Consider the following 22,498-nt stretch of genomic DNA (forward strand, 5'->3'; position numbering starts at 1 on the left):
CCCCGCCTATGTCCGGGCCGAGACGCGACGGCTGAGCTGCGACGAGGGCGCCGGGGAACGCGGCGCCGGGGCCCGGGCCACCCGGGCCCCGGGCGGGTTACTTGAAGAAGGCGATGCCGTCGTCGGGGAGGTCCTTCAGGTCCTTCGCCCACTCGCTGGGGTCGACGACCTTCTTCAGCTGGGCCGACATGTAGGGGCGCAGCGGCGTCTCGGGGGTCGCCTTCTCGCCGACCCACATCAGGTCGCCCTTGACGTAGCCGTAGAGCCGCTTGCCGCCGCTGTACTCCTCGGCGGAGGCGAGGCGGGCGACGGCGTCGGTGGCCAGGTCGATCTGGGGCTTGCCCTCGGCCAGCTCGCCGTACCAGATCTCGGCGATGCCCTGGTCGCGGATCATGGCCACCTCGACGCGACGGTCGGGGCGGACGCGCCAGTAGCCGGTCTCCGTCTCCAGCGGGCGGACCTTGGCGCCCTCGGAGTCGAGGACCCAGGAGTGCGAGACGTACTCCAGGAAGTCCCGGCCGTCGTGGGTGAAGGCGACCTCCTGGCCGAAGTTGCACTGCTCGGCGCCGGGGAAGTCCGCGACGCCCGCCCCCGTCCAGCGGCCGAGGAGGAAGGCCAGGGGGACGAGGTCGGGGTGCAGGTCCGAGGGAATCTCGATCATGAAGGGTTCAGACGCTCGCTGGTTCGGGTTCGAAGGGTCGGCGGGCAGCGGGTCAGCGCTGGCCCTGGAACAGCTTCTTCACGACGAGGAGCGAGAAGGCGCCGGTCCCGAGGACGACCAGGACCATCAGGGCGATGAAGAATGCCTCAAGCACGGGGCGCTCCTTGCGCTGCTTCTTGGGTGGACGATGCGGCCGGGCCCGAGTCTAGTCGCCGGGGCGGGGTGTGGCGCTGTGAGGTCCGCCGCGCGGTCTACGGTGAGCCCATGGCAGACGCGAAGAAGCTCGTGATCAAGGTGACGGCCGGGGCGGACGCCCCCGAGCGGTGCTCGCAGGCGTTCACGGTGGCGGCCGTGGCGGCGGCCAGCGGGGTGGAGGTCTCGCTGTGGCTGACGGGGGAGTCGGCGTGGTTCGCGCTCCCCGGACGGGCGGCCGAGTTCGAGCTGCCGCACGCGGCCCCGCTGCCGGAGCTGATCGCGGGCATCCAGGCCGGCGGTCGGATCACGCTGTGCACGCAGTGCGCCGCGCGGCGGGACATCGAGGAGAAGGACGTCCTGGAGGGCGTGCGCATCGCGGGCGCGCAGGTCTTCGTCAGCGAGGCGATGGCCCCCGGCGCCCAGGCCCTCGTGTACTGAGCCCCCGCGCCGCAACGTCGGCCGCGCAGCGCAAGCCGCACAGCGCAGGCCGCGCAAGGCAGGCCGCACGGCGAAGGGCCGCACCCCCTGGCGTCCAACCCCGGGGTGCGGCCCTTCGGCCTCGCGTGCCGTGTGTCCGTGCCGAAGCCGGCTCAGACGGCGATGGCGACGTCCGCCACGCCGCCCTGCTGGGCGACGACGGTCCGGTCCGCCGTGCCGCCCGGCACCAGGGCGCGGACGGTCCAGGTGCCCTCGGCCGCGTAGAACCGGAACTGGCCGGTCGCGGACGTGGGGACCTCGGCGGTGAACTCGCCGGTGGAGTCCAGCAGCCGCACGTAGCCGGTGACGGGCTCGCCGTCGCGGGTCACGTTGCCCTGGATCGTGGTCTCACCGGGCTTGATGGTGGAGGCGTCGGGGCCGCCTGCCTGTGCTCCGCACATGTGGGTGTCCTCGGGTCGATCGGGAAGGGACGGAACGGGGTTACTTCGCGGCGCCCAGCTCGATCGGCACGCCGACGAGGGAGCCGTACTCCGTCCAGGAGCCGTCGTAGTTCTTGACGTTCTCCTGGCCCAGCAGCTCGTGCAGGACGAACCAGGTGTGGGCGGAGCGCTCGCCGATGCGGCAGTAGGCGATGGTGTCCTTGCCCAGGTCGACGCCTTCGGCCTCGTACAGCTCCTTCAGCTCGTCGTCCGACTTGAAGGTGCCGTCGTCGTTCGCCGACTTCGACCACGGGATGTTGCGGGCGCTCGGCACGTGGCCGGGGCGCTGCGACTGCTCCTGCGGCAGGTGGGCCGGGGCGAGCAGCTTGCCGCTGAACTCGTCGGGGGAGCGGACGTCGACGAGGTTCTGCGCGCCGATGGCGGCCACCACGTCGTCGCGGAAGGCGCGGATGGAGGTGTCCTGGGGCTTGGCCTTGTAGGCGGTGGCCGGGCGGGTGGGCACCTCGGCGACCAGGTCGCGGGAGTCGAGCTCCCACTTCTTGCGGCCGCCGTCGAGGAGCTTCACGTCCTGGTGGCCGTAGAGCTTGAAGTACCAGTAGGCGTAGGCCGCGAACCAGTTGTTGTTGCCGCCGTAGAGGACGACGGTGTCGTCGTTGCCGATGCCCTTCTCGGACAGCAGCTTCTCGAAGCCGGCCTGGTCGACGAAGTCACGGCGCACCGGGTCCTGGAGGTCCGTCTTCCAGTCGATCCGGACCGCGTTCCGGATGTGGTTCTTCTCGTAGGCCGAGGTGTCCTCGTCGACCTCGACGATGACCGTCTTCGGGTCGTCGATGCGGGCCTCGACCCAGTCGGCGTCCACCAGGACGTCACTGCGGCTCATGAAATCTCCTCCGGGGCGTTGGTACTGCGGTGCGGTGCGGGTGTGTGCGCCGCGTGGGCGGTGCTGGCGGGTGCGATGCGGCGTGTGGTGTGCGGCGTGCGGCACGGTCCGAGGCGGGTGCGCGTCGGTGCGCGCCGCACGTGCGGTGCGGATGCCGAGAGCGGGGGCGGCGGCCCGGTGCGGGGCGGAAGCCGGGCACTCCACGCCTGGTCGGCCGGTGCCGGCCGACGGCGGTGGGCCGTCAGGCGGTGGGACGACAGAGCATGGCGGCGACGCGGCACAGGTCGACTGTCCGGCGCTTGGTGAGGTCCGCCTGTCGGGTCATGTCGTCGATCGTAAGGACGGCGGCGGTGTGTGTCACCGGCGTTCCGTATGGCGAGACGCGATCGTCCGCACTGTGGGATGCGTGACGGGTGAGGTCGGGGTCCCGCCCGGCGCGGAGGAAGGGGCCGCGGTGGCCGTCTCGCCATGGGGCCGGCGCTCGTCCCACATGATGGACGACGGTCCGGACGGCCCCCGCCACGGGCCGCGCCCCGCGCTCAGCCGGTGACGCTGACCCGGCTGCCCGAGAACGCCACCTCGACGCCGTCCTCCGTGGCCCTGATGCCGGTCAGTGCGACGCCCGACGGGAGGCCGTTGATCTGCCGGGTGTAGTCGATCTTCTCGCGGATCAGCTCCTCCACGCCGGGGATGCCCTCGCCGGGCACCTCGTCGGCGTGCAGCCGGATCGTGTCCCCGTTCTCGACGCTGATCGTGCTCGTCGTCGACCGCTCGATCGTGCGGTCCAGCAGCGGGACGTGCACGCTGCCGGTCACCTCGACCTTGCTCTCGCCGCCCTGGGCCTCGCCGCCGTAGGCGAGGGACACGCCCTCGTCGGCCGCCGCGCTCAGGTCCTCGTACGTCAGGTACGCGGTGCCGGTGGCCTCCTCGGCCACGCCCCCGGAGTAGCTGCTGTTCAGCGCGATGTCGCGGGCCCGGACGTCGAACTTCTGGACCTCCAGCGTGCGCTCCCCGCTGGCCGTGGTCATCCCGCTGATCGTGATGTCGACGGACTCCAGGTCCCGCCCGGCGACCTGAGTCAGGAAGGGGAACCCGCCGATGGAGACCTCGACCTCCTCGGCGCTGCGGGCCGATCTCACCTCGTCGGCCAGCCGGCCCTCGGCGTAGTGCACCGCGAGCCGGTCCACACCGACGAACAGGCCACCCAGTACGAGCAGGATGACGAGAGTGATGCGAAGTCCGCGTGGCATGGTCGGCAGCCCCCCTGTTCGACTCGTGCGATCCTAACCGGCGGCTCCTGCCCGGCGGAGGGCACGCCGAGGCCGGGCCCAGTGCGTGATCAGGCCACGCCCCGACCCCCGCGTGCGGGCGCCGCGCTCAGGCCAGGACCGCCATGACGTGCACGGCGGGGGCCGCCAGCGCCAGTGGCAGCGCCACCCCGGCGGTGCGGTGGACGAACCGGGACGGCCAGTCGTAGCTCGCCGCCCGCAGCCCCACCAGCGCGCACACCCCGGCCGTGACGCCGACGAGCGCGGCGAACCCCGTCCCGTCGAGCCCCGCGACCCGCCCGGCGGCCACGCCGGCGCCGACGGCACCGGACAGGGCCAGCACCAGCGTCAGCGGGCCGGGCAGCGGCAGCGCGCGCAGCAGCACCCCGGCGCCGACGGCCGCCGCCCCGGCGGTCACCGCCTCCCAGCGCACGTCGACCGTGGCCAGGAACCCGGCCGCGAAGACGGTGAGCACGGTCGCCGCGACGCCCGCCGTCAGCGCGTGGAGCCGCTCCTCGGGCGCGCTGTGGTTGCGGAGCTGGAGCAGCAGCACCAGCAGCACCCAGATGCCGAGCGTGCCGAGCAGCGCGGTGTCCGTGTGCTCGCCCGGGGCGGCGAGCAGCGCCACGTCCGCACTCACGCCCGCCAGGAAGGCCAGCGCGATGCCCTGCCGCGCCGGCCACATGCCGTTCAGCCGGTACCAGCCGGCCGCCGTCAGGGCCTGGAGCAGCAGCAGCGGCACCAGCACCGCGAGGTTCCCGAGCGGCGCGGTGACCGCGAGCAGGGCGGCCAGCACGAGCGTGAGGGCGGCGGGCTCCAGGCCGGGCTCGATGATCGGGCTGCCGGTGCGCTCGGCGACGCCGCCGGGGCCGTGCCGGGAGGCGGATTTGCGCCGCCGTCCCCGGCCGCCCGACGCCGGTGGGCGGGCCGCCACGGCGGCGGCCTGCGCCGTCCGTGCCTGCGGGGGCACACCGGCCGCCGGGGCGGCACCCGGCGTGGGCGCGTCCGTCGCGGCGTCCGTCATCGGGGCCGGGTGGGGCCGCCGGTGGCCGTAGGGGTCCTCGGGCAGGCTCACCGCGACCCCCCGGCGAACGGCGGGAGCACCTCGACCGTGCCGCCCTGGCTGAGCGGAACCGTTCCGTGCGGACGGGTGCCGACCGGGTCGCCGTCCACCAGGTACGAGCAGCGCTGGAGCACCCGCGCGAACTCCGGCCGCTCGGTGTGCCGGGCCCGGGCCCCGTCCAGCGCCTCGGCCAGCGTGGCGGCCTCGTAGCCCTCCTCCGCGACCCCGGCAGCGGCTTTCGCCGCCGCCCAGTAGCGGATCGTTCCCTGTGCGGACATGTCATGACTCCCAGCAGTGCCGGCCCGGTGTGATGTGCCGCCCACCATCATGCGGCACGTCCGCACCCCGCCCCGCCCCGCCGTACGCGCGCACGGGCCGCGTGGGGGCCGCGTACGGGCCGTCCGGCGGGGCGGAGCGGGGTTGCGGAACGGGAGCGTCCGGGGAGCGCCGGGGGACCACGGAAGGAGTGGCTTCGGTTACACAGGGCTGCCGGAGTGCACCCTTTCGGCTATTCTTGGGACGCAGAAGGACTCGGGCAGTGTCGCCTCCGGGTCCTTTTCGTGTTTTGGGGCACCCCGCAGCTCCGCCAGACGCCCTCGATGGGACCGAGGAAGGACTCACCGTCATGAGCTCGCTTCTCCTCCTGACCAACGCCCTGCAGCCGTCGACCGAAGTGCTCCCAGCGCTGGGACTGCTCCTGCACAACGTCCGGGTCGCCCCCGCCGAGGGACCGGCCCTCATCAACACCCCCGGGGCCGACGTCATCCTCGTCGACGGGCGCCGCGACCTGCCGCAGGTCCGCTCCCTGTGCCAGCTGCTGCGCTCCACCGGGCCCGGCTGCCCGCTCGTCCTGATCGTCACCGAGGGCGGCCTCGCGGCCGTCACCGCCGAGTGGGGCGTCGACGACGTCCTCCTCGACACGGCGGGACCGGCCGAGGTGGAGGCCCGGCTGCGGCTCGCGCTCGGCCGCCAGCAGCTCACCGTGGACGACAGCCCGATGGAGATCCGCAACGGCGATCTCTCCGTGGACGAGGCCACCTACAGCGCCAAGCTCAAGGGCCGTGTGCTCGACCTGACCTTCAAGGAGTTCGAGCTGCTCAAGTACCTGGCCCAGCACCCCGGCCGGGTCTTCACGCGCGCCCAGCTCCTCCAGGAGGTTTGGGGCTACGACTACTTCGGCGGCACCCGCACGGTGGACGTCCACGTGCGGCGGCTGCGGGCCAAGCTGGGCCCCGAGCACGAGTCGCTGATCGGCACCGTGCGCAACGTCGGCTACCGGTTCGTCACGCCGGAGAAGCCGGACAAGTCGTTGAAGCACGGCAAGAACGGCCAGCAGGCCCAGCACGCCGGGGCGGCCGCCGTCGCCGAGGAGGCCGAGCGCGTCGCGCGGGACGCCGCCGGGCAGGGCCGCGCCGACCGCAGGTGAGGCACGCGCCGGGACAAGGCGGTCAGTACAGTCCGAGGCGCCGTGCGGTGTCCTCGGACCGGAGCAGGTGGTCGTGGGCCTCCGTCCCGAGCGTGGTCAGGACCCCGGCGACGAGGGTCTCGATCACCGCGAGGGTGGGCACGAGGCTGTCGTAGGGGGAGGGCGCGGTGACGTGGCTGGGCAGGACGACGTCCGCGTGGGTCGCCGCGGGTGACAGCCAGGTGTCCGTGAACACGATCACCTTGCCGCCGTGCTCCCGTGTCCACTGGGCCAGCACGGACGTGTCCTCCTCGTAGCGCCGGTAGTCGAAGGCGACCAGCACGTCCCGGCGTTGGAGCGTCGCCAGGTGGGCGGTGCGCTCCACCGCACGGTCCGGCAGGAGGAGGACGTCGTCGCGCACCTGCATCAGGTGCAGGCCGAGGTACTGGGCGTGCACCCGGGTGAAGCGCCCGCCGGTCAGGGTGATGCGGCGTCTGCGGTCCGTGAGCAGCCGCACGGCGTGGTCGAAGTCGTGCGGGGGGATCTCGGCCAACGTGCGGTGCACCGCGTCGGCGAAGACCCGGGCGCACCGCTGCATGAGCGGTGCGCCCTCCGCGTCGTCCTCCTCCGCGGCGGATCGGCCGAATCCGCTCGTTTCGTACAACGTGAGCGGGGAGGCGGTCCGTTCGGCGAGTTCCGCGCGCAGCGCCGCCTGGAAGTCGGGGAAGCCCCGGTAGCCCAGCCGGTTGACGAAGCGCAGGACCGTCGGAGCGCTGACGGCGGCGCGTTCGGCGAGGGTGGCCACCGTCTCGAAGCCGGCCGACGGGTATCCGGCGAGCAGGACGCGGGCGACCTTGCGTTCGGCGGGGCTGAGGTCGCCGAGCTTGTGCCTGATCTCGTCGGCGAGAGCGCCTGTGGCCATGGTGGGGACCTTCCGGAAGCGCGCGAGTGGGGCCCGAACGGGAGCCTAACGGTCGGCGGGCGGCGGGCGACGGGCCCCTGCGCCGGGGTGGCCGGTCTCCGTGTCCGGCCACCCCGGAGTTCGGCCGCGTCAGGCCGGGGTGACGGCCACGCCCAGGTTCACCAGGGTGTCGGCGGTGGTGCCGTCCCGGGTCCAGGCCGCGAAGTCCGGTCCCTTGCTCAGGGTCACGGTGAATCGGGGGTCCTCCTCCCAGGTGGTGGCGACGGCGCGGTTCTGGGCACGGGTCGCGGCGAGGGCGCGGGCGGTGCGCAGGAAGGAGTAGGGGACGGGGTCCGGGTTGCGGAGCGAGGAGAAGACGTCGCCGTTCTCGGGGACCGCCTCCGTGCCGCTCGGTCTGAGTCTGCGGGCGCCGGGTCCCGGCGCCACGTGCCACCCGGCCGGCAGGTAGCGGTCCTGGTCGGTGAGGTGGCTGTAGCGCGCACCGTCGAGGGACCAGCCGCGGTCCCCCGTCGCGGCACGCGCCCGGCGGAGGTCGAGTACGGCGACGCCGTGCTCGCCGACGACGCGCATGCGTTCCCGGTCGGTGCCGGCCTGCTCGACGACCAGGGCCGTGTTCTCCTCCAGACAGAAGACCCGGTTCCGGCCGACGTCCGAGGCCAGACGCAGGGCTCGGCCCTCGCGCCCGTACGCGCCGGTGTGCGTGTCGACGAGCCCGCCGGCCAGGAACCCGAACCCGCCGGCCGGCCACTGGCCGAGGACGGTGGCGTCGGCGAACCACCCCGGTGCGCTGCCGTCCCGCAGACCTTCGTAGGACTCGCCGCCGGTGACCATGTGCGGGCCCGAGGCGATCTGGGCGCCCGCGCTCGTGCCCGCGACCACGGCGCCCTCCTCGAACCGTCGGCGCAGTGCCGTCATCACCTCCGTGTCGGTGTGGTCGGAGCCGTGCAGGAGGGTGGTGACGTACCGGAACTGATCGCCGCCGCCGAGGAAGAACCCGGTCATGGACGCGACCTCGCGCGCCACCTCCGGGTCGTCGGCGGCGGCCACGTGGTCGAGGTCCACCGGGATCCACGCGGCGTGGCCCGCTCCGTGCCGCTTCAGGAGGTCGACGTAGTAGGCGCCGTTGCACTCGGAGTTGCCGCAGCGCTCGGGATCGTCACGGTACGGGTCCTGGCTCGCGGGGACCGAGGCGGCGGTGAGGACGCCGATACGGGCGCGCGGACCGCCCGCCCTGGCGACGATCTCACCGTAGACGCGGGTGTTGTCGGACTTCAGCGCGCCGCCGACCAGCACGAGGCTGCCCGCACGACGGCCCCGGGCCGACGCCGGGGACGTCGCGTGAGCGGGCGACGGGAGTGTGGCGGCGAGCGTGGCGAGGGAAGCCGCGCCGCCGGCGACGAACCGGCGGCGCGGAAGGAACGAAGAGGACATGCGGAACCTTTCCGGTGCAGGGGCGAGATCGAGGCGTCAGGTGGTGCGGGCGTGTCCGAGATCGGCGATCAACGCGGCGAGGAGGGCCACCCGAGGGGGCACCGAGCTGACCTGGAGCCACTCCTCCGGGGTGTGGTCGGCGCCGCCGACCGGGCCCAGCCCGTCCAGCGTGGGCACTCCCGCCCCCGAGATCAGGTTGGCGTCCCCCACCCCGCCGGTCACGGCGGCCCCGAACTCCAGCCCGAGCCGGTGCCCCAGCTCCCGTGCCCGCGAGAGGAGCACCCGGGACTGCGGCGTCTCCTCCATCGGTGGGCACAGATCCAGTTGGACCGCCCGTGCCGTCGTGCCGGGGACCCACGTCGCGGCGGCGGTCTCATGGATGGCGGACGCGGCGCGGCGCAGTCCCGCCGAGGTCAGGGACCGCACCTCGACGCGTACCTCCGCCTCGGGGCAGACGATGTTCGTCCGGCTTCCGGCCCGGATCACCCCGACGTTGACGCTGACGTCGTCCCACCGGTCGTTCAGGGCCTGGAGGTCCACCACCAGGTGGGCCGCGGCGAGCGCCGCGCTGGCGCCCCGTTCCGGCTCGATCCCGGCGTGCGCGGCCCGCCCGGTGAGCGTGACGTGGAAGTCGGCGACGCCCTTGCGGGAGACGACGAGGTCGCCGTTCTCCCGCGCACACTCCAGGGCCAGCGCGTAGTCCACACCCTCCGCGGTCGCGACGGTGACCGGCCGGCTCACCGGCGAGCCGATCTCCTCGTCCGGGGTGGCGAGGAAGACGATCTCCTCGTACTGCCGGTGATCCGCTGCCGCGAGGAGCTCCACCGCCGTCAGACCGGCCAGGAGGCCGCCCTTGTCGTCGCAGGCCCCCGGCCCGTGGGCGAGGTCGCCGACGACGGTGAAGGGGCGGTCCCGCGCCGTCCCGTCGTCGAAGACGGTGTCCATGTGGGCGGCCAGCAGGACGCGTCGCCCGCCGGCCTCGCGGGGCAGGACGCCCCGCTTGCGGGCGACGAGGACGTCGCCGGTGTCCGGCACGCCTCCCGGCCCTTCCGGCAAAGGCGGGTGGACGTCCGACGGACTGTGTCGTTCCACGCGGAAGCCGGCGTCCCGCAGTCGGGCCTGCGTCCAGTCGGCCACCCGGTTCACTCCGGTCCGGCTGTAGGAACCGGAGTCGATGGCGACCAGTTCCGCCAGATCCGTCAGGAACCGCTGCCGCCGGGCGGCGGCGAGGGCGAGCAGTTCCTCGGCGGGCAGCGGCCACCGGCCGTCGGCGGCGCTCACAGGACCTTCGACAGGAACGCCCGGGTGCGCTCCTGCGTCGGATCGCCGAGGACGCGCTCGGGAGAACCCGCCTCCACCACGACGCCCTCGTCCATGAACACGGCGGTGTCCGCCACCTCCCGGGCGAAGCCGATCTCGTGGGTCACCACGACCATGGTCATGCCGTCGGCGGCCAGCCGGCGCATCACCTCCAGGACGTCACCGACCAGTTCGGGGTCCAGCGCGGAGGTGGGTTCGTCGAAGAGCATCAGCTTGGGCTTCATGGCCAGCGCGCGGGCGATGGCCACCCGCTGCTGCTGACCGCCGGAGAGCTGCGCCGGGTAGTGGCCGCCGCGATCGGCCAGGCCCACCCGCTCCAGCAGGAGACGCGCCTCCTCCCGCGCCGCCCCCCTGGGGACCCCGGCGACGTGCACGGGGGCCTCCATCACGTTCTCGAGAGCGGTCATGTGCGGGAACAGGTTGAAGCGCTGGAAGACCATGCCGATGTCCTGCCGGCGCCCGGCGACCTCCCGCTCGCGCAGTTCGTACAGACGGTCGCCCTGCTGCCGGTAGCCGACGAGTTCGCCGTCCACCCGCAGCCGTCCCCCGTCGACCTTCTCCAGGTGGTTGACGCAGCGGAGCAACGTGGACTTCCCGGAGCCGGAGGGGCCCAGCAGACAGCACACCTCACCCCGTTCCACGACCAGGTCGATGCCCTTGAGCACCTCGAGCCGGCCGAACTGCTTGCGCACGCCCTCCGCGTGCACCATGGGAACGCTCACCGCTCGGACCGTCCTTTCCCGTCCTCGTCCCGCGCCGCCGTCTGCGTGCCCGCCGTCCGGGTGCCCGCCGTCGCACGCCCGCGCCCGCCCACGGGGAAGGTGCCGCGCAGGAGGCGCTGGGCGAGGGAGGGCGCCGACGAGCGGACCACGCCCCTGCCGTAGCGCCGCTCCAGCCAGGACTGCGGAACGCTCAGCAGGGAGACCAGGGCGAGGTACCACAGCGAAGCGACCACGAGCATGGGGATCACCTGGTAGTTCTGCGCGTAGACGGCCTGGATGTTGGACATCAGGTCGTGCGCGGAGATGACCGAGACCAGCGCGGTCATCTTCAGCATGTTGATGGTCTCGTTGCCCATCGGCGGGATGATGACCCGCATCGCCTGCGGCAGGACGACGCGTCGCATCGTGAGGGCGGGCCGCATGCCCAGGGAGTGGGCGGCCTCCGTCTGCCCGGCGTCGACCGACTGGATGCCGGCGCGGACGATCTCACTGGCGTAGGCGGCCTCGTGCAGGGCGAGGGCCAGCAGCGCGGCGACGACGGGGGTCAGCAGCGTGTTGGTGTCGGCCTGGAAGAGGACGACGTCGGTGAAGGGGATGCCCACGATGAGCTGCTGGTACAGGGCTCCCGCGTAGCCCCAGAAGATGATCTGCACGAGCAGCGGAGTGCCGCGGAACAGCCAGACGAAGAGCGCCGACAGGCCGAAGAGCACCGGGTTGCGGGACAGGCGCATCACCGCGAGGAGCACGCCGAGCACGAGTCCCAGTGCCATGGCGCCGACGGTGAGCCACAGCGTCGTCAGCAGGCCCTCGAAGACCAGGTCGGTGAACAGGTACGCGCCGACGACGTCCCAGCGGAGGTTGTCGTTGCGGGCCAGCGAACCGACGAGCGAGGCGAGCGCGACGAGCGAGACGGCCGCCGCGAGCCAGCGCCCCCAGTGCGGGGTCCGGATGACGGTGAGCTCCGCGGACGCCCGGGTCCCGGAGCCGGCAGTGGCCTCCGGGGCCACGGAAGCGGGTGGCATCGTCACTCCTTCCCGGCGTTGACGGTCGCCTCGTCCAGGGCGATCGAGGCGACGCCGTACTCGGCGAAGATCTTCTCGGCCGTCCCCTCGTCCATCAGCTGCTGGAGCGCCAGCCGGATGGCCTCGGTCAGCTCCGGCAGGTCCTTCGTGACGGCGATGCCGTTCGGGGTGGCGTTGTAACCGCCGGTGGCGGCCGGGTCCTCGACGAGGTCGAACGCCTTCCCGTCGTCCGCGGTCTTCGCGGTCCAGCCGGCCGCCGGCTTCGTGAGGACGTCCGCGACGACCTGGCCGGAGCGCAGTGCGAGCTGGGCGTCGGAGTCCTTCGGGTAGCCGCGGATGTCGATCTCCGGCCGACCGGCCTCCTCGCACGCGCTCTGGTGGCCCTCCAGGAGGTCGAGCTGGTTCGTCGCCGCCTGGACGCCGACCTTCTTCCCGCACAGGTCGTCCAGGGAACGGATCTTCTCCGGGTTGCCCTCGGCCACGAGGATCCCGGAGCCGGAGACCGAGTAGTCGACGAAGTCGACCACTTCCTGGCGCTCCTCGGTGTCCGTGATGGCCGACATGGCGACGTCGAACTTGCCGGCCTGGATGGCGGGCACGATCCCGTCGAACTTCTGCGGGGTGAAGGTGAAGTCGACCCCGAGCTTGGCGGCGAGTGCCTGACCGAGGTCGTAGTCGAGGCCGGTGAGCTGGGAGTCCCCCTCCTGCACGAACATCTCGAACGGCGGATACGGCACGTCGGTGGCGACGCGCACCTCGCCGGCCTCTCTGATGGAGGTCGGCAGCGCCGCGTGGAGGGCGTCGTCCTGTTCGATCCGTACCCCGGCGATCGTCGTCCCGTCGGCGGCCGAGGTTCCGCCGTCGGACGACTCCCCCTCACCGCCGCACGCGGAGAGAGCGATCAGGCCGGCCAGTGACAACAGAGCCGTGGCGGTACGGCGGGAGGAGGCGCGGGGCATCGCGGGGTCCCTTCGGGTGTGCCTGCCCGGCGGTGGGTCGCCGGACCTTTCCGAGCGGACGTTACAGATGAAGGGTTGATGGGAACAGATGTAACGACGGGAACGATCCGATAACGCTGGTGTCGGGATGCAGTGAAGTCAGCTTGCTCCCGTATTTCACCTTTTGGTGAGGGGGTCCGGGTGGCTCCCTGAGTCTTTCCAGCGTTACTTCTTCCCATGCGTGTGAGAGTTCTGTACTTTCCATGAGCGCGTCATTAAGTCCCTCCGTCACGGCACACCCTCGCCCTGCTCCTGGGCCGACCGCCCCCGCAGGCCGCGGCCCCGGGGGGTGACGGCCCGGCGGTCCCCCCGCGTAGACTGCCGCCGTGGCGAAGGTGACGCGGGACGATGTGGCACGGCTGGCGGGGACCTCGACCGCGGTGGTCAGCTACGTCATCAACAACGGACCGCGTCCGGTGGCGCCGGCCACCCGGGAGCGGGTGCTCGCGGCCATCAACGAGCTGGGCTACCGGCCGGACCGCGTCGCGCAGGCCATGGCCTCCCGGCGAACCGACCTCATAGGCATGATCGTCCCCGACGCCCGGCAGCCGTTCTTCGCGGAGATGGCGCACGCCGTGGAACGCGCGGCGGCCGAGCGCGGAAAGATGGTCCTCGTCGGCAACTCCGACTACCTCGACGAGCGCGAGGTGCACTACCTGCGCGCGTTCCTCGGGATGCGCGTCTCCGGGCTGATCCTGGTCAGCCAGGGGCCCAGCGAGCACGCCGCCGCCGAGATCGAGGCGTGGGACGCGCGCGTCGTCCTGCTGCACCGCCGCCCCGAGGCCATCGAGGACGTCGCCGTGGTGACGGACGACGTCGGCGGTGCCCACCTGGCCACCCGCCATCTGCTCGAGCACGGGTACGCGTACGTGGCCTGCCTGGGTGGCGTCGAGACGACCCCCGTCGTCGGCGACCCGGTCACCGACCACGTCGAGGGCTGGCGCCGGGCCATGCGCGAGGCGGGCCGGTCGACCGACGGCCGTCTCTTCCAGGCGCCCTACAACCGCTACGACGCGTACGAGGTCGCCCTGAAGCTGCTGGCCGGGCCCGACCGTCCCCCCGCGATCGTCTGCGCCACGGACGACCAGGCCATCGGCGTCCTGCGGGCCGCGCGCGAGCTGCGCATCGACGTGCCGGGCGAGCTGGCCGTCGCCGGGTTCGACGACGTCAAGGAGGCGGCCCTCACCGACCCGCCGCTGACGACGGTGGCCTCCGACCGCCCCGGCATGGCCCGGGCGGCCGTGGACCTCGTCCTGGAGGAGGCGCCGCGCGGCCCCGGCACCCGCCGGGAGCGGCTGCGGCAGTTCCCCTCCGCGCTCGTCGTCCGGCGCAGCTGCGGCTGCGCGTAGCCGCAGCTCCGCACCGGCTGCGGCGCCCCCGCCTGCGGCGCCGCGTTCAGCCGCAGGTGAGGCCGCGCGGCCCCGGACCCGACTCGGCGGCGACGTCCTTGGGGTTCACCAGCCCGCAGTTCTTCAGCGTCAGGCAGCCGCAGCCGATGCAGTCGTCGAGGTCGTCCCGGAGCTCCTGCAGCTGCTTGATCCGCAGGTCCAGGTCGGAGCGCCACCCCTCGGAGACCCGCGCCCAGTCCTCCCGGCTCGGCGTCCGCCCCTCCGGCAGCAGGTCCAGGGCGGCGCGGATGCGGTCCAGGGAGATGCCGACGCGCTGGGAGGCGCGGATGAACGCCACGCGGCGCAGGGTGTCACGGGTGTAGCGGCGCTGGTTGCCGCTCGTCCGGCGGCTGTGGATCAGCCCGTGGCGCTCGTAGTAGCGCAGGGCGGAAGTGGCCACGCCGCTGCGGGCGGCCACCTCACCGACGCTGAGTTCCTGCGTCTTCCAGGAGACGGTTGGCATGAGGCCCAAGAGTAGTTGACTTGAAGCCGAGTTGAAGAAGCAGTCTCTTCTCATCGGTTCCGCTCTCATCGGTTCCGCAGCACGAACGCTCCGACCCAGCCAGCCGAATCGTCAGGAGACCGCCATGTCCAAGCCCGCGCTGCGCCTCGCCGTCATCACCGGAAGTGTCCGGGAGGGCCGCTTCGGCCCGACCGTCACCACCTGGTTCGCCGAACAGGCGCGTGAACACGGCGTGTTCGAGGTGGACGTCATCGACCTCGCCGCGCACCCGCTGCCGCTGGTCATGCCGAGCCGGGGCGGCGACACCGACCCGGAGACCGTCCGCCACCAGCAGGAGCTCGCCCGGCGGCTGGCGGACGCGGACGCCTTCGCCGTCGTCACCCCCGAGTACAACCACAGTTACCCCGCCGCCCTGAAGAACGCCATCGACTGGTTCCGCGAGGAGTGGCAGGCCAAACCCGTCGGCCTCGTCTCCTACGGCGGCCAGGGCGGCGGCATCCGGGCCGCCGAGCACCTGCGGCAGGTCTTCCCCGAGATGCACACCCTGACCGTGCGGGACGCGCTCAGCTTCCACAACGCCTGGGACGCCTTCGGGCAGGACGGGCAGCCCCAGGACGGCGAGGCGGCGGCCCGGGCCGCCAAGGGCATGCTCGCCCAGCTCGACTGGTGGGCCGACGCGCTGCGCGAGGCCCGCGCCCGCCGCCCCTACGGCGCCTGACCCGCCGTCGGACGCGCCCGTCGTCCGACGTCCCCGCCGGTGCGCCGGACGACGACGGCCCGGCTCCCCCGTCCCTGCCGGGAGGGGAGCCGGGCCCCGTCCGTGAGGCCGGCCGTCAGCCGACGACGGTGATGCGGTCCGCCGCGGGGGCGTCCAGCGGGTCGGCCGCGGAGGAGTGCGCGAGCAGGTACTCCTCCAGGGCGCGCAGGTCGTCGCCGCCGACCAGCGGGTCCGTCCCCTGGGCCAGCGTCGCGAAGCCGTCACCGCCCCCGGCCAGGAAGGAGTTGACGGCCACGCGGTAGGTGCGGTCGGCGTCCAGCGGCTCGCCGTTCAGCCGGACGGAGTCGGCCACGACGCGCTCGGCGCCGGACCGTGTCAGGTCCAGCGTGTAGGTGAACCCGTCCGACACCTGGAGGATCTTCGGCGCGTCGGCGTTCGCCCCGCTGACCTGCTCACGGAGGACCGCGAGCAGCTGGTCACCCGTCAGAGACACGATGTTGACGGTGTTCGTGAAGGGTTGGACGGTGTAGCCCTCGGCGTAGGTGACGACGCCGTCGCCCTCGGAGCCGGAGGCCGCGTAGGTGAGGTCGGCGCGGATGCCGCCGGGGTTCATCAGCGCCAGGTCGGTCGCCTCGTCCTGGGTGCGGGCGTGCGCGAGCTGGGCGTCGGCGATGAGGTCGCCGAGCGGCGTCTCCGGCACGGTGCGGTCGGCGGTGATGTCCTCCGAGACGTGCCCGATCGGCCGGTTCGCGACCGGCGCGGCCAGCTCCTTCCACCGGTCGATGAGCCCGGTGAGGTCCCGCGCCCTGGGCTGCTCGCGGTCCACCACGTGGTTCGTCCCGGTGACCGAGGCGCGCACGATGTCCTTGGTGCGCCGGTCGTACTCCATGTTCAGCTCGGTGAAGAGACGGCCGTAGGAGGCGGCGGACGTCACCAGGCGGTCGTTGCCCTTCGGGTCGGGCAGGCTGCACACGTACGGCTGGTGGGTGTGGCCGGTGACCAGCGCGTCCACCCCGGCGTCCGTGCGCGCGGCGATGTCGACGATCGGGCCGGAGACGCCGCCGCCCGAGGCGTCGCAGTCCGCGTTGTAGGCCGGGGAGGCCGGGTAACCGCCCTCGTGGACGAGGGCGATGACGGCGTTGACGCCCTTGCGGCGCAACTCCTTCGTGTACCGGTTGATGGTCTCCGCCTCGTCGAGGAACTTCAGGCCCTTGATGCCCTCCGCCGAGACGATGTCGGGCGTGCCCTCCAGGGTGACGCCGATGAAGCCCACCTTGACGCCGCGCATCTTCTGCACCGTGTAGGGCTTCAGCAACGGCCGACCGGTGTCCTCGTGCACCACGTTGGCGGCCAGGATCGGGAAGTCGGCGCCCTCGAACGTCCGGCCCTCGGCGTAGCAGCCGTCCACCGGGTGACAGCCGCCCCGCTGGAGCCGCTTCAGCTCCTCCTGGCCCTCGTCGAACTCGTGGTTGCCGACGCCGACGACGTCCATGCCGAGCGCGTTCATCGCCTCGATGGTCGGCTCGTCGTGGAAGAGGCCCGACAGCAGCGGGCTGGCGCCCACGACGTCGCCGGGCGCGACCGTCACCGAGTGGCGCTCGCCCCGGCGGGCCTCGCGCAGCGCCGTCGCCAGGTACTCCACGCCGCCTGCGTCGATCTGCTCCGTCGTGCCGTCGTGGTGCTCGTGCGTGACGCGGCCCGAGGAGCCCGTGGGCGGCTCCAGGTGGCCGTGGAAGTCGTTGACGGCCAGCACCTGGAGGTCCACGACACGGCCGTGGCCCGGCTTGCCGGGCCGGTCGCCGTGCTGCTCGGGCGCGGCCTGGGCGGACGGGAGGGCGGCCGCGCCGAGCGCGAGCGTGGCGGCGAGGCCCGCCGCGGTCGCGGCGAGTCTGCGCGGCATCCGTCGCCCGGAGGCGGTACCGGGTGCTGTGGGCATGGGTGTCCCCTTCGCGGAGGGTCGGGTTGACGCTGTTCGAGCAAGCGGAAGCCTACGGTCAACGCGCGTAGCGTGTCAGGAGCCGTGCGGTAACCAGCAGGTGGCGATCTGCGGGCGTACGCTTCGGTCCCATGAGTGACGTGGTGGTGACAGACCGGGTGTCCGACGAGGTCGTCGGCGAGGCACTGGCCCTCATCGAGGCGGCGGCCCGCACCGACGGCCAGGCCGCGGTGTCCGAACAGGGAAGACTGCAACTGCGCGGCGGACACCGTCCGGGTGTCACGCATTTCCTCGTCCGCTCCGGCGGCGAACTCGTCGGCTACGGCCAGCTGGAGGAGACCGACCCCGTCGAAGCCCCCGCCGGGGAACTCGTCGTCCACCCCGCCCACCGTGGGCAGGGCTACGGCCGGGCGCTCGGCCTCGCCCTGCTGAACGCCTCCGGGCGCCGGCTGCGGCTGTGGGCGCACGGCGGGCACGCCGCCGCCCGGCACCTCGCGCAGACGCTCGGCCTCACCCTCTTCCGCGAACTCCGCCAGCTCCGCATGCCGTTGGCCGCCGACGCCCTCCCCGAGGCCGAGCTGCCCCCCGGCGTCTCCCTGCGCACCTTCGCCCCCGGCAAGGACGACGCGGCCTGGCTGGAGGCCAACGCCGCCGCCTTCGCCCACCACCCGGAACAGGGCTCCCTCCTCCAGCGCGACCTCGACGACCGCAAGAACGAGCCGTGGTTCGACCCGGAGGGCTTCTTCCTCGCCGTGCGCCCCTCCGGTGCGGTCGGCACCGAGGAGATCGTCGGCTTCCACTGGACGAAGGTCCACGAGAAGGAGCAGCTCGGCGAGGTCTACGTCGTCGGCGTCGTGCCCGGCGCCCAGGGCGGCGGCCTCGGCCGCGCGCTCACCACCGTCGGGCTGCGGCACCTGGCCGTCGCCCGGCACATGCCCGTGGCGATGCTGTATGTCGACGCCGACAACGCGCCCGCCCTGGCCGTGTACGAACGCATCGGCTTCCGCACCCACGCCGTCGACCTCATGTACCGCACCGAGACCTGACGCCCGCCCCGCGCCACCCCTGCCCCCGCGCGCCCCTGACCCGACGCACCCCGCATCATCCCGGGTCGCCGTGACGGAAGGTGACGGGGTGACTTCTGTCGGGTGCGGGGGGCTTCGCGTGGTGCGTGGCACGGGGGCGCGTGGGGTGTGGGGGGACCCTGGTGGACGCCCGTCCGTCATGCCTGCGTAACCGGCGATTCAGACTCGGTTGCGAGCATCGCGGAATGCAGCAACCGCACGGCAGGCCGACGGGCGTCCCCGAGGGGACCGCGCAGCCCGGCGTGCCCGCACGGCTGCGCTCGCCCGAACGGCCGCACGGGCCCGTGGGGCGGCCCGTGCGGCCTGTCACGGAAGGGCGGAAGAATGGGGGAATGAGTCAGTCCGCGCATTCCGCCCAGCCGTCCGGTACCTCCGAGGGCGTCCAGCCGTCCGTGGGGTCGATCGCCGCCTCCCGTCCGCACGCCGTGAACGTCCCCACGCTCGGCGTCGGCGCGCTGGCCGGTGCCATGGATCCGGACCTGGACTCGGAGCCGGACTCCTACGACGCCGACGCCCAGGACGCCGCCGACCTGCCGCAGGGCCGCTTCCTGGAGCGGGAGCGCAGCTGGCTGGCGTTCAACGAGCGGGTACTGGAGCTGGCCGAGGACCCGAGCGTCCCGCTGCTGGACCGCGCCAACTTCCTGGCGATCTTCGCCAGCAACCTCGACGAGTTCTTCATGGTCCGCGTCGCGGGGCTGAAGCGCCGCATCGCGACGGGCGTCGCCAACCGCTCGGCGTCCGGGCTCCAGCCGCGTGAGGTGCTGGAGCTGATCTGGACGCGGTCGCGTGAGCTGATGGCCCGGCACGCGGCCTGCTACCAGCAGGACGTCGCCCCGGCGCTGGCCGACGAGGGCGTGCACCTGATCCGCTGGGCGGAGCTCACCGAGAAGGAGCAGGCGCGCCTCTTCACGCTGTTCCGGCAGCAGATCTACCCCGTGCTCACGCCCCTCGCGGTCGACCCGGCGCACCCCTTCCCCTACATCTCGGGGCTGTCGCTGAACCTCGCGGTCGTCGTGCGCAACCCGGTCAGCGGGCACAACCACTTCGCCCGGGTGAAGGTGCCGCCGCTGCTGTCCCGGTTCCTGGAGGCGTCGCCGCAGCGGTACGTGCCGCTGGAGGACGTGATAGCCGCCCACCTGGAGGAGCTGTTCCCCGGGATGGACGTGCTGGCCCACCACATGTTCCGCGTCACCCGGAACGAGGACCTGGAGGTGGAGGAGGACGACGCCGAGAACCTTCTCCAGGCCCTGGAGAAGGAGCTGATGCGGCGCCGCTTCGGGCCGCCGGTGCGGCTGGAGGTCGAGGAGTCCATCGACCCGTACGTGCTGGACCTGCTGGTGCGCGAGCTGAAGGTCTCCGCGTCCGAGGTGTACCCGCTGCCGGGGCCGCTGGACCTCTCCGGCCTCTCGGCGATCGTCGCCCGCATCGACCGCCCCGAGCTGCGCTACCCGAAGTTCATCGCCGGGACGCACCGGGACCTGGCCGAGGTGGAGTCGGCGTCGCCGCCGGACATCTTCGCCGCGCTGCGGGAGCGGGACGTCCTCCTGCACCACCCGTACGACTCGTTCTCCACCTCCGTGCAGGCGTTCCTGGAGCAGGCGGCGGCCGATCCGGACGTCCTGGCGATCAAGCAGACCCTCTACCGCACCTCCGGCGACTCGCCGATCGTCGACGCGCTCATCGACGCCGCCGAGTCCGGCAAGCAGGTGCTCGTGCTCGTCGAGATCAAGGCGCGCTTCGACGAGCAGGCCAACATCAAGTGGGCGCGCAAGCTGGAGGAGTCCGGCTGCCACGTCGTCTACGGCCTGGTGGGGCTGAAGACCCACTGCAAGCTCTCCCTCGTCGTGCGGCAGGAGGGCGACCAGCTGCGCCGCTACGCGCACGTCGGCACGGGCAACTACCACCCGAAGACGGCCCGCCTGTACGAGGACCTGGGCCTGCTGACGGCCGACCCGCAGGTCGGCGCGGACCTCTCCGACCTGTTCAACCGGCTCTCCGGCTACTCGCGGCGCGAGACCTACCGGCGGCTGCTGGTCGCGCCGAAGTCGCTGCGGGACGGCCTGGTCACCCGGATCACCAAGGAGATCACCCACCACCACGCCGGGCGCCCCGCCTTCGTGCGGATGAAGGTCAACTCGATCGTCGACGAGGCCGTCATCGACGCCCTGTACCGGGCCTCCCGGGCCGGGGTGCCCGTGGACCTGTGGGTGCGCGGGATATGCGCCGTGCGGCCGGGCGTCCCCGGGCTCAGCGAGAACATCCGCGTCCGCAGCGTCCTCGGCCGCTTCCTGGAGCACTCCCGCGTCTTCGCGTTCGGCGCCGGCGGCGATCCGGAGGTGTGGATCGGCAGCGCCGACCTCATGCACCGCAACCTCGACCGCCGCATCGAAGCGCTCGTGCGCGTCACCGACCCCGCCCACCGGGCGGCGCTCAACCGGCTGCTGGAGACCGGCGTGGACGACGCCACCGCCTCCTGGCACCTCGGCCCCGACGGCGACTGGACCCGCCGGGCCACCGACCCCGAGGGCCGGCCGCTGCGCAACGTACAGGAAATGCTCATCGACGCCCGGAGGCGCCGACGTGGCCCCACGACATGACCTCACGGCCGGCGGCACCACGCCGCCGGCCGCCGCGGCACCGCGCGCCCTGGTGCCGCACGCCCCCGGGCCCCGCGCCGAGCGGCCGGGCCCGGGCGGGACGGAGGGGGAGAAGCCGCCCGCCGTCGGCGGGACCGCCGGCGAACTGCTGGCGGGCTACCTGCACCACCAGGCCGCCGAGCTGCTGCGGGCCCTGCGGATGCACGAGGAGACGGCCGGCAGCGCCGAGGCCGCGGCCGAGGCGGCCCAGGCCGTCCGGCACCTGCGCCGCGCCGCCCGCCGCATCAGCGGCACCCTGCACACCTTCCGGCGGCTGCTCGACACCGCCTGGGCCGACGAACTCGCCGGGGAGCTGAACTGGCTCTCCGAGCTGCTGACCCGCGAGTACGACTACGGCAACCGGCTGGAACGGCTGCTGGCCGCGCTGCACCGGCTCTCCTCGGCACCCGGTGAGCCGGACGGCACGCGCACCGCCGGACGTCCCGGGGTGGGCGCCGCCCGGGCCGGGGCCCTGCTGGAACGCCAGCTCACGCTGCTCCGCACCCGCGCCCACTCCGCCGCGCTCCAGGCCCTCGGCTCGGGCCGCTTCCACGCGGTCGCCGACGCCGTCGCCGTGCTGGCCTCCGAGGTGCCGCTGGCGGGCGAGCTCGCGGGTGGAGCCACGGGAGGGACGGCCGCCGACGACGGAGCGCGGCCCGCCGCGGTCGTCCTGCGGCCGAGCGCCGAACAGGCCCACCGGCGGCTGGTGGACGCCGTCGACTCGCTGCCGTTCGGGCCGGGCGCCCTCGCCCACACGCTCACCGTCGCCGAGGACCGCTACGACGGCGCCTGGCACCACGTCGGCACGCTGCTGCGGCAGGTCCGCTACGCCCAGGAGGTCATGGGCGAGGAGAGCCCCCCGCTGACCACGGCCGCCCGCCACCTGCGGCGGCACCGCGAGGCGGCGGAGGCCGCCGCTGCCGCCGCCTCGGCGGGCCGCACGCCCCGCATCGCCCCCGCCACCGCCTACGCGCTCGGCGTCCTGCACGCCGACCAGCGGCACGAGGTGGAGGCCGCACGGCTGGCGTTCTGCCGCGTCTGGCACCCCTCGGGAGGCGCCGATCATGCACCCCTCCACGTCTGACCCCGCGCCGCGCGGCGCACCCGTCCGCGCGGCCGGCTGCGTCCTGTGGCGCGCGCAGCGCCACACGGCAACCGTCGACGTCGCCCTCGTCCACCGGCCGAAGTACGACGACTGGTCCCACCCCAAGGGCAAGCTGCACCCGGGCGAGAGCGCCGAGGCGGCGGCCGTGCGCGAGGTCCGCGAGGAGACGGGAGCCGAATGCGTCCTGGGCGCCCGGCTCCCGACCGAGCGGTACACGGTGGAGGGACGCCCGAAGACGGTCGACTACTGGGTCGCCGAGGCGGTGTCCGGGACGTTCGTCCCCAGCCGCGAGATCGACCGCGTCGCCTGGCTGCCGCCCGACCGGGCCCGGCTCGTCCTCACCCACCCCCGCGACCGCGCCCTGCTCGACGCCGCCCTGGCCGCCCTCGGCCGGTGACGCCG

General features: G+C 73.3%; 21 protein-coding genes and 1 pseudogene. 8 read left to right on the top strand and 14 right to left on the bottom strand.

What is annotated here, in order from left to right; genetic code table 11:
- Nucleotides 1–97: 97 nt before the first annotated feature.
- Nucleotides 98–661 carry an FABP family protein gene (locus V6D49_RS15530; protein ID WP_340560329.1) on the bottom strand — a complete coding sequence of 188 codons (564 nt, stop codon included), beginning with the start codon at nt 659–661 and terminating at the stop codon, nt 98–100.
- Between the two features lie 264 nt (nt 662–925).
- Between V6D49_RS15530 and V6D49_RS15535 the strand changes: the two genes are divergently transcribed.
- Nucleotides 926–1,294: a DsrE family protein gene (locus V6D49_RS15535; protein ID WP_340560330.1), complete on the top strand. Its 369-nt coding sequence runs from the start codon at nt 926–928 to the stop codon at nt 1,292–1,294.
- Nucleotides 1,295–1,446: 152 nt separating this feature from the next.
- On the opposite strand, the gene V6D49_RS15540 is transcribed toward V6D49_RS15535, so the two are convergent.
- The 5 genes from V6D49_RS15540 to V6D49_RS15560 all read right to left on the bottom strand — a co-directional run bounded on the left by V6D49_RS15540 (nt 1,447) and on the right by V6D49_RS15560 (nt 5,223).
- Complete coding sequence (locus tag V6D49_RS15540) at nt 1,447–1,734, bottom strand: DUF1416 domain-containing protein (protein WP_191210144.1); 288 nt, start codon at nt 1,732–1,734, stop codon at nt 1,447–1,449.
- Nucleotides 1,735–1,774: 40 nt separating this feature from the next.
- Entirely contained in the window at nt 1,775–2,614 is an 840-nt protein-coding gene (locus tag V6D49_RS15545; RefSeq protein WP_340560331.1) for a sulfurtransferase, read from the bottom strand.
- Nucleotides 2,615–3,153: 539 nt separating this feature from the next.
- Complete coding sequence (locus tag V6D49_RS15550; protein ID WP_340560332.1) at nt 3,154–3,864, bottom strand: LmeA family phospholipid-binding protein; 711 nt, start codon at nt 3,862–3,864, stop codon at nt 3,154–3,156.
- Nucleotides 3,865–3,991: 127 nt separating this feature from the next.
- The gene (locus V6D49_RS15555; RefSeq protein ID WP_340560333.1) at nt 3,992–4,957 is read right to left on the bottom strand and encodes a hypothetical protein; all 966 of its coding nucleotides are present in this window, start codon (nt 4,955–4,957) and stop codon (nt 3,992–3,994) included.
- Nucleotides 4,954–5,223 carry a MoaD/ThiS family protein gene (locus V6D49_RS15560; RefSeq protein ID WP_340560334.1) on the bottom strand — a complete coding sequence of 90 codons (270 nt, stop codon included), beginning with the start codon at nt 5,221–5,223 and terminating at the stop codon, nt 4,954–4,956. The genes V6D49_RS15555 and V6D49_RS15560 overlap by 4 nt, the downstream gene beginning before the upstream one ends.
- 347 nt (nt 5,224–5,570) lie before the next feature.
- Here V6D49_RS15560 and V6D49_RS15565 point away from each other — a divergent pair, with 347 nt between their 5' ends.
- Entirely contained in the window at nt 5,571–6,371 is an 801-nt protein-coding gene (locus tag V6D49_RS15565) for a response regulator transcription factor (protein ID WP_340560335.1), read from the top strand.
- A gap of 22 nt (nt 6,372–6,393) precedes the next feature.
- On the opposite strand, the gene V6D49_RS15570 is transcribed toward V6D49_RS15565, so the two are convergent.
- From V6D49_RS15570 to V6D49_RS15595, 6 genes are all read right to left on the bottom strand, one after another.
- Complete coding sequence (locus tag V6D49_RS15570; RefSeq protein WP_340560336.1) at nt 6,394–7,272, bottom strand: MurR/RpiR family transcriptional regulator; 879 nt, start codon at nt 7,270–7,272, stop codon at nt 6,394–6,396.
- A 129-nt stretch (nt 7,273–7,401) separates the two neighbouring features.
- On the bottom strand, nt 7,402–8,703 hold the full coding sequence (locus V6D49_RS15575; RefSeq protein WP_340560337.1) for a cyanophycinase: 1,302 nt from the start codon (nt 8,701–8,703) through the stop codon (nt 7,402–7,404).
- A 36-nt stretch (nt 8,704–8,739) separates the two neighbouring features.
- A complete protein-coding gene (locus V6D49_RS15580; RefSeq protein ID WP_340560338.1) occupies nt 8,740–9,984 on the bottom strand; it encodes a M20 family metallopeptidase in 1,245 nt (414 codons plus the stop codon).
- A complete protein-coding gene (locus tag V6D49_RS15585) occupies nt 9,981–10,733 on the bottom strand; it encodes an amino acid ABC transporter ATP-binding protein (protein WP_340564055.1) in 753 nt (250 codons plus the stop codon). The genes V6D49_RS15580 and V6D49_RS15585 overlap by 4 nt, the downstream gene beginning before the upstream one ends.
- An 8-nt stretch (nt 10,734–10,741) precedes the next feature.
- Entirely contained in the window at nt 10,742–11,767 is a 1,026-nt protein-coding gene (locus tag V6D49_RS15590) for an amino acid ABC transporter permease (protein ID WP_340560339.1), read from the bottom strand.
- Between the two features lie 2 nt (nt 11,768–11,769).
- Nucleotides 11,770–12,726 (bottom strand): ABC transporter substrate-binding protein, encoded by a 957-nt coding sequence (locus V6D49_RS15595; RefSeq protein WP_340560340.1) that lies wholly within the window; start codon nt 12,724–12,726, stop codon nt 11,770–11,772.
- Between the two features lie 365 nt (nt 12,727–13,091).
- On the opposite strand from V6D49_RS15595, the gene V6D49_RS15600 reads away from it, so the two are divergent.
- A complete protein-coding gene (locus V6D49_RS15600; RefSeq protein WP_340560341.1) occupies nt 13,092–14,114 on the top strand; it encodes a LacI family DNA-binding transcriptional regulator in 1,023 nt (340 codons plus the stop codon).
- A gap of 46 nt (nt 14,115–14,160) precedes the next feature.
- On the opposite strand, the gene soxR is transcribed toward V6D49_RS15600, so the two are convergent.
- A complete protein-coding gene (soxR, locus tag V6D49_RS15605; RefSeq protein WP_340560342.1) occupies nt 14,161–14,616 on the bottom strand; it encodes a redox-sensitive transcriptional activator SoxR in 456 nt (151 codons plus the stop codon).
- Between the two features lie 124 nt (nt 14,617–14,740).
- On the opposite strand from soxR, the gene V6D49_RS15610 reads away from it, so the two are divergent.
- Entirely contained in the window at nt 14,741–15,334 is a 594-nt protein-coding gene (locus V6D49_RS15610; RefSeq protein WP_340560343.1) for an NADPH-dependent FMN reductase, read from the top strand.
- 115 nt (nt 15,335–15,449) lie between these two features.
- Here V6D49_RS15610 and V6D49_RS15615 read toward each other — a convergent pair whose 3' ends face one another.
- Nucleotides 15,450–17,270, bottom strand: coding sequence for a bifunctional metallophosphatase/5'-nucleotidase (locus V6D49_RS15615; protein WP_340560344.1), 1,821 nt, complete (start codon nt 17,268–17,270; stop codon nt 15,450–15,452).
- A gap of 131 nt (nt 17,271–17,401) precedes the next feature.
- Between V6D49_RS15615 and mshD the strand changes: the two are divergent.
- The 4 genes and pseudogenes from mshD to V6D49_RS15635 form a co-directional block, all read left to right on the top strand.
- A pseudogene (gene mshD / locus V6D49_RS15620) lies at nt 17,402–18,289 on the top strand (mycothiol synthase); the annotation flags it as partial.
- Nucleotides 18,290–18,687: 398 nt separating this feature from the next.
- Entirely contained in the window at nt 18,688–20,952 is a 2,265-nt protein-coding gene (locus V6D49_RS15625; protein ID WP_340560348.1) for an RNA degradosome polyphosphate kinase, read from the top strand.
- A complete protein-coding gene (locus V6D49_RS15630; RefSeq protein WP_445330531.1) occupies nt 20,936–22,075 on the top strand; it encodes a CHAD domain-containing protein in 1,140 nt (379 codons plus the stop codon). The genes V6D49_RS15625 and V6D49_RS15630 overlap by 17 nt, the downstream gene beginning before the upstream one ends.
- On the top strand, nt 22,056–22,493 hold the full coding sequence (locus V6D49_RS15635) for an NUDIX hydrolase (RefSeq protein WP_340560349.1): 438 nt from the start codon (nt 22,056–22,058) through the stop codon (nt 22,491–22,493). The genes V6D49_RS15630 and V6D49_RS15635 overlap by 20 nt, the downstream gene beginning before the upstream one ends.
- The last annotated feature ends 5 nt before the right edge of the window (nt 22,494–22,498 follow it).

This window comes from Streptomyces sp. GSL17-111, from assembly GCF_037911585.1.
Classification (GTDB): Bacteria; Actinomycetota; Actinomycetes; order Streptomycetales; family Streptomycetaceae; genus Streptomyces.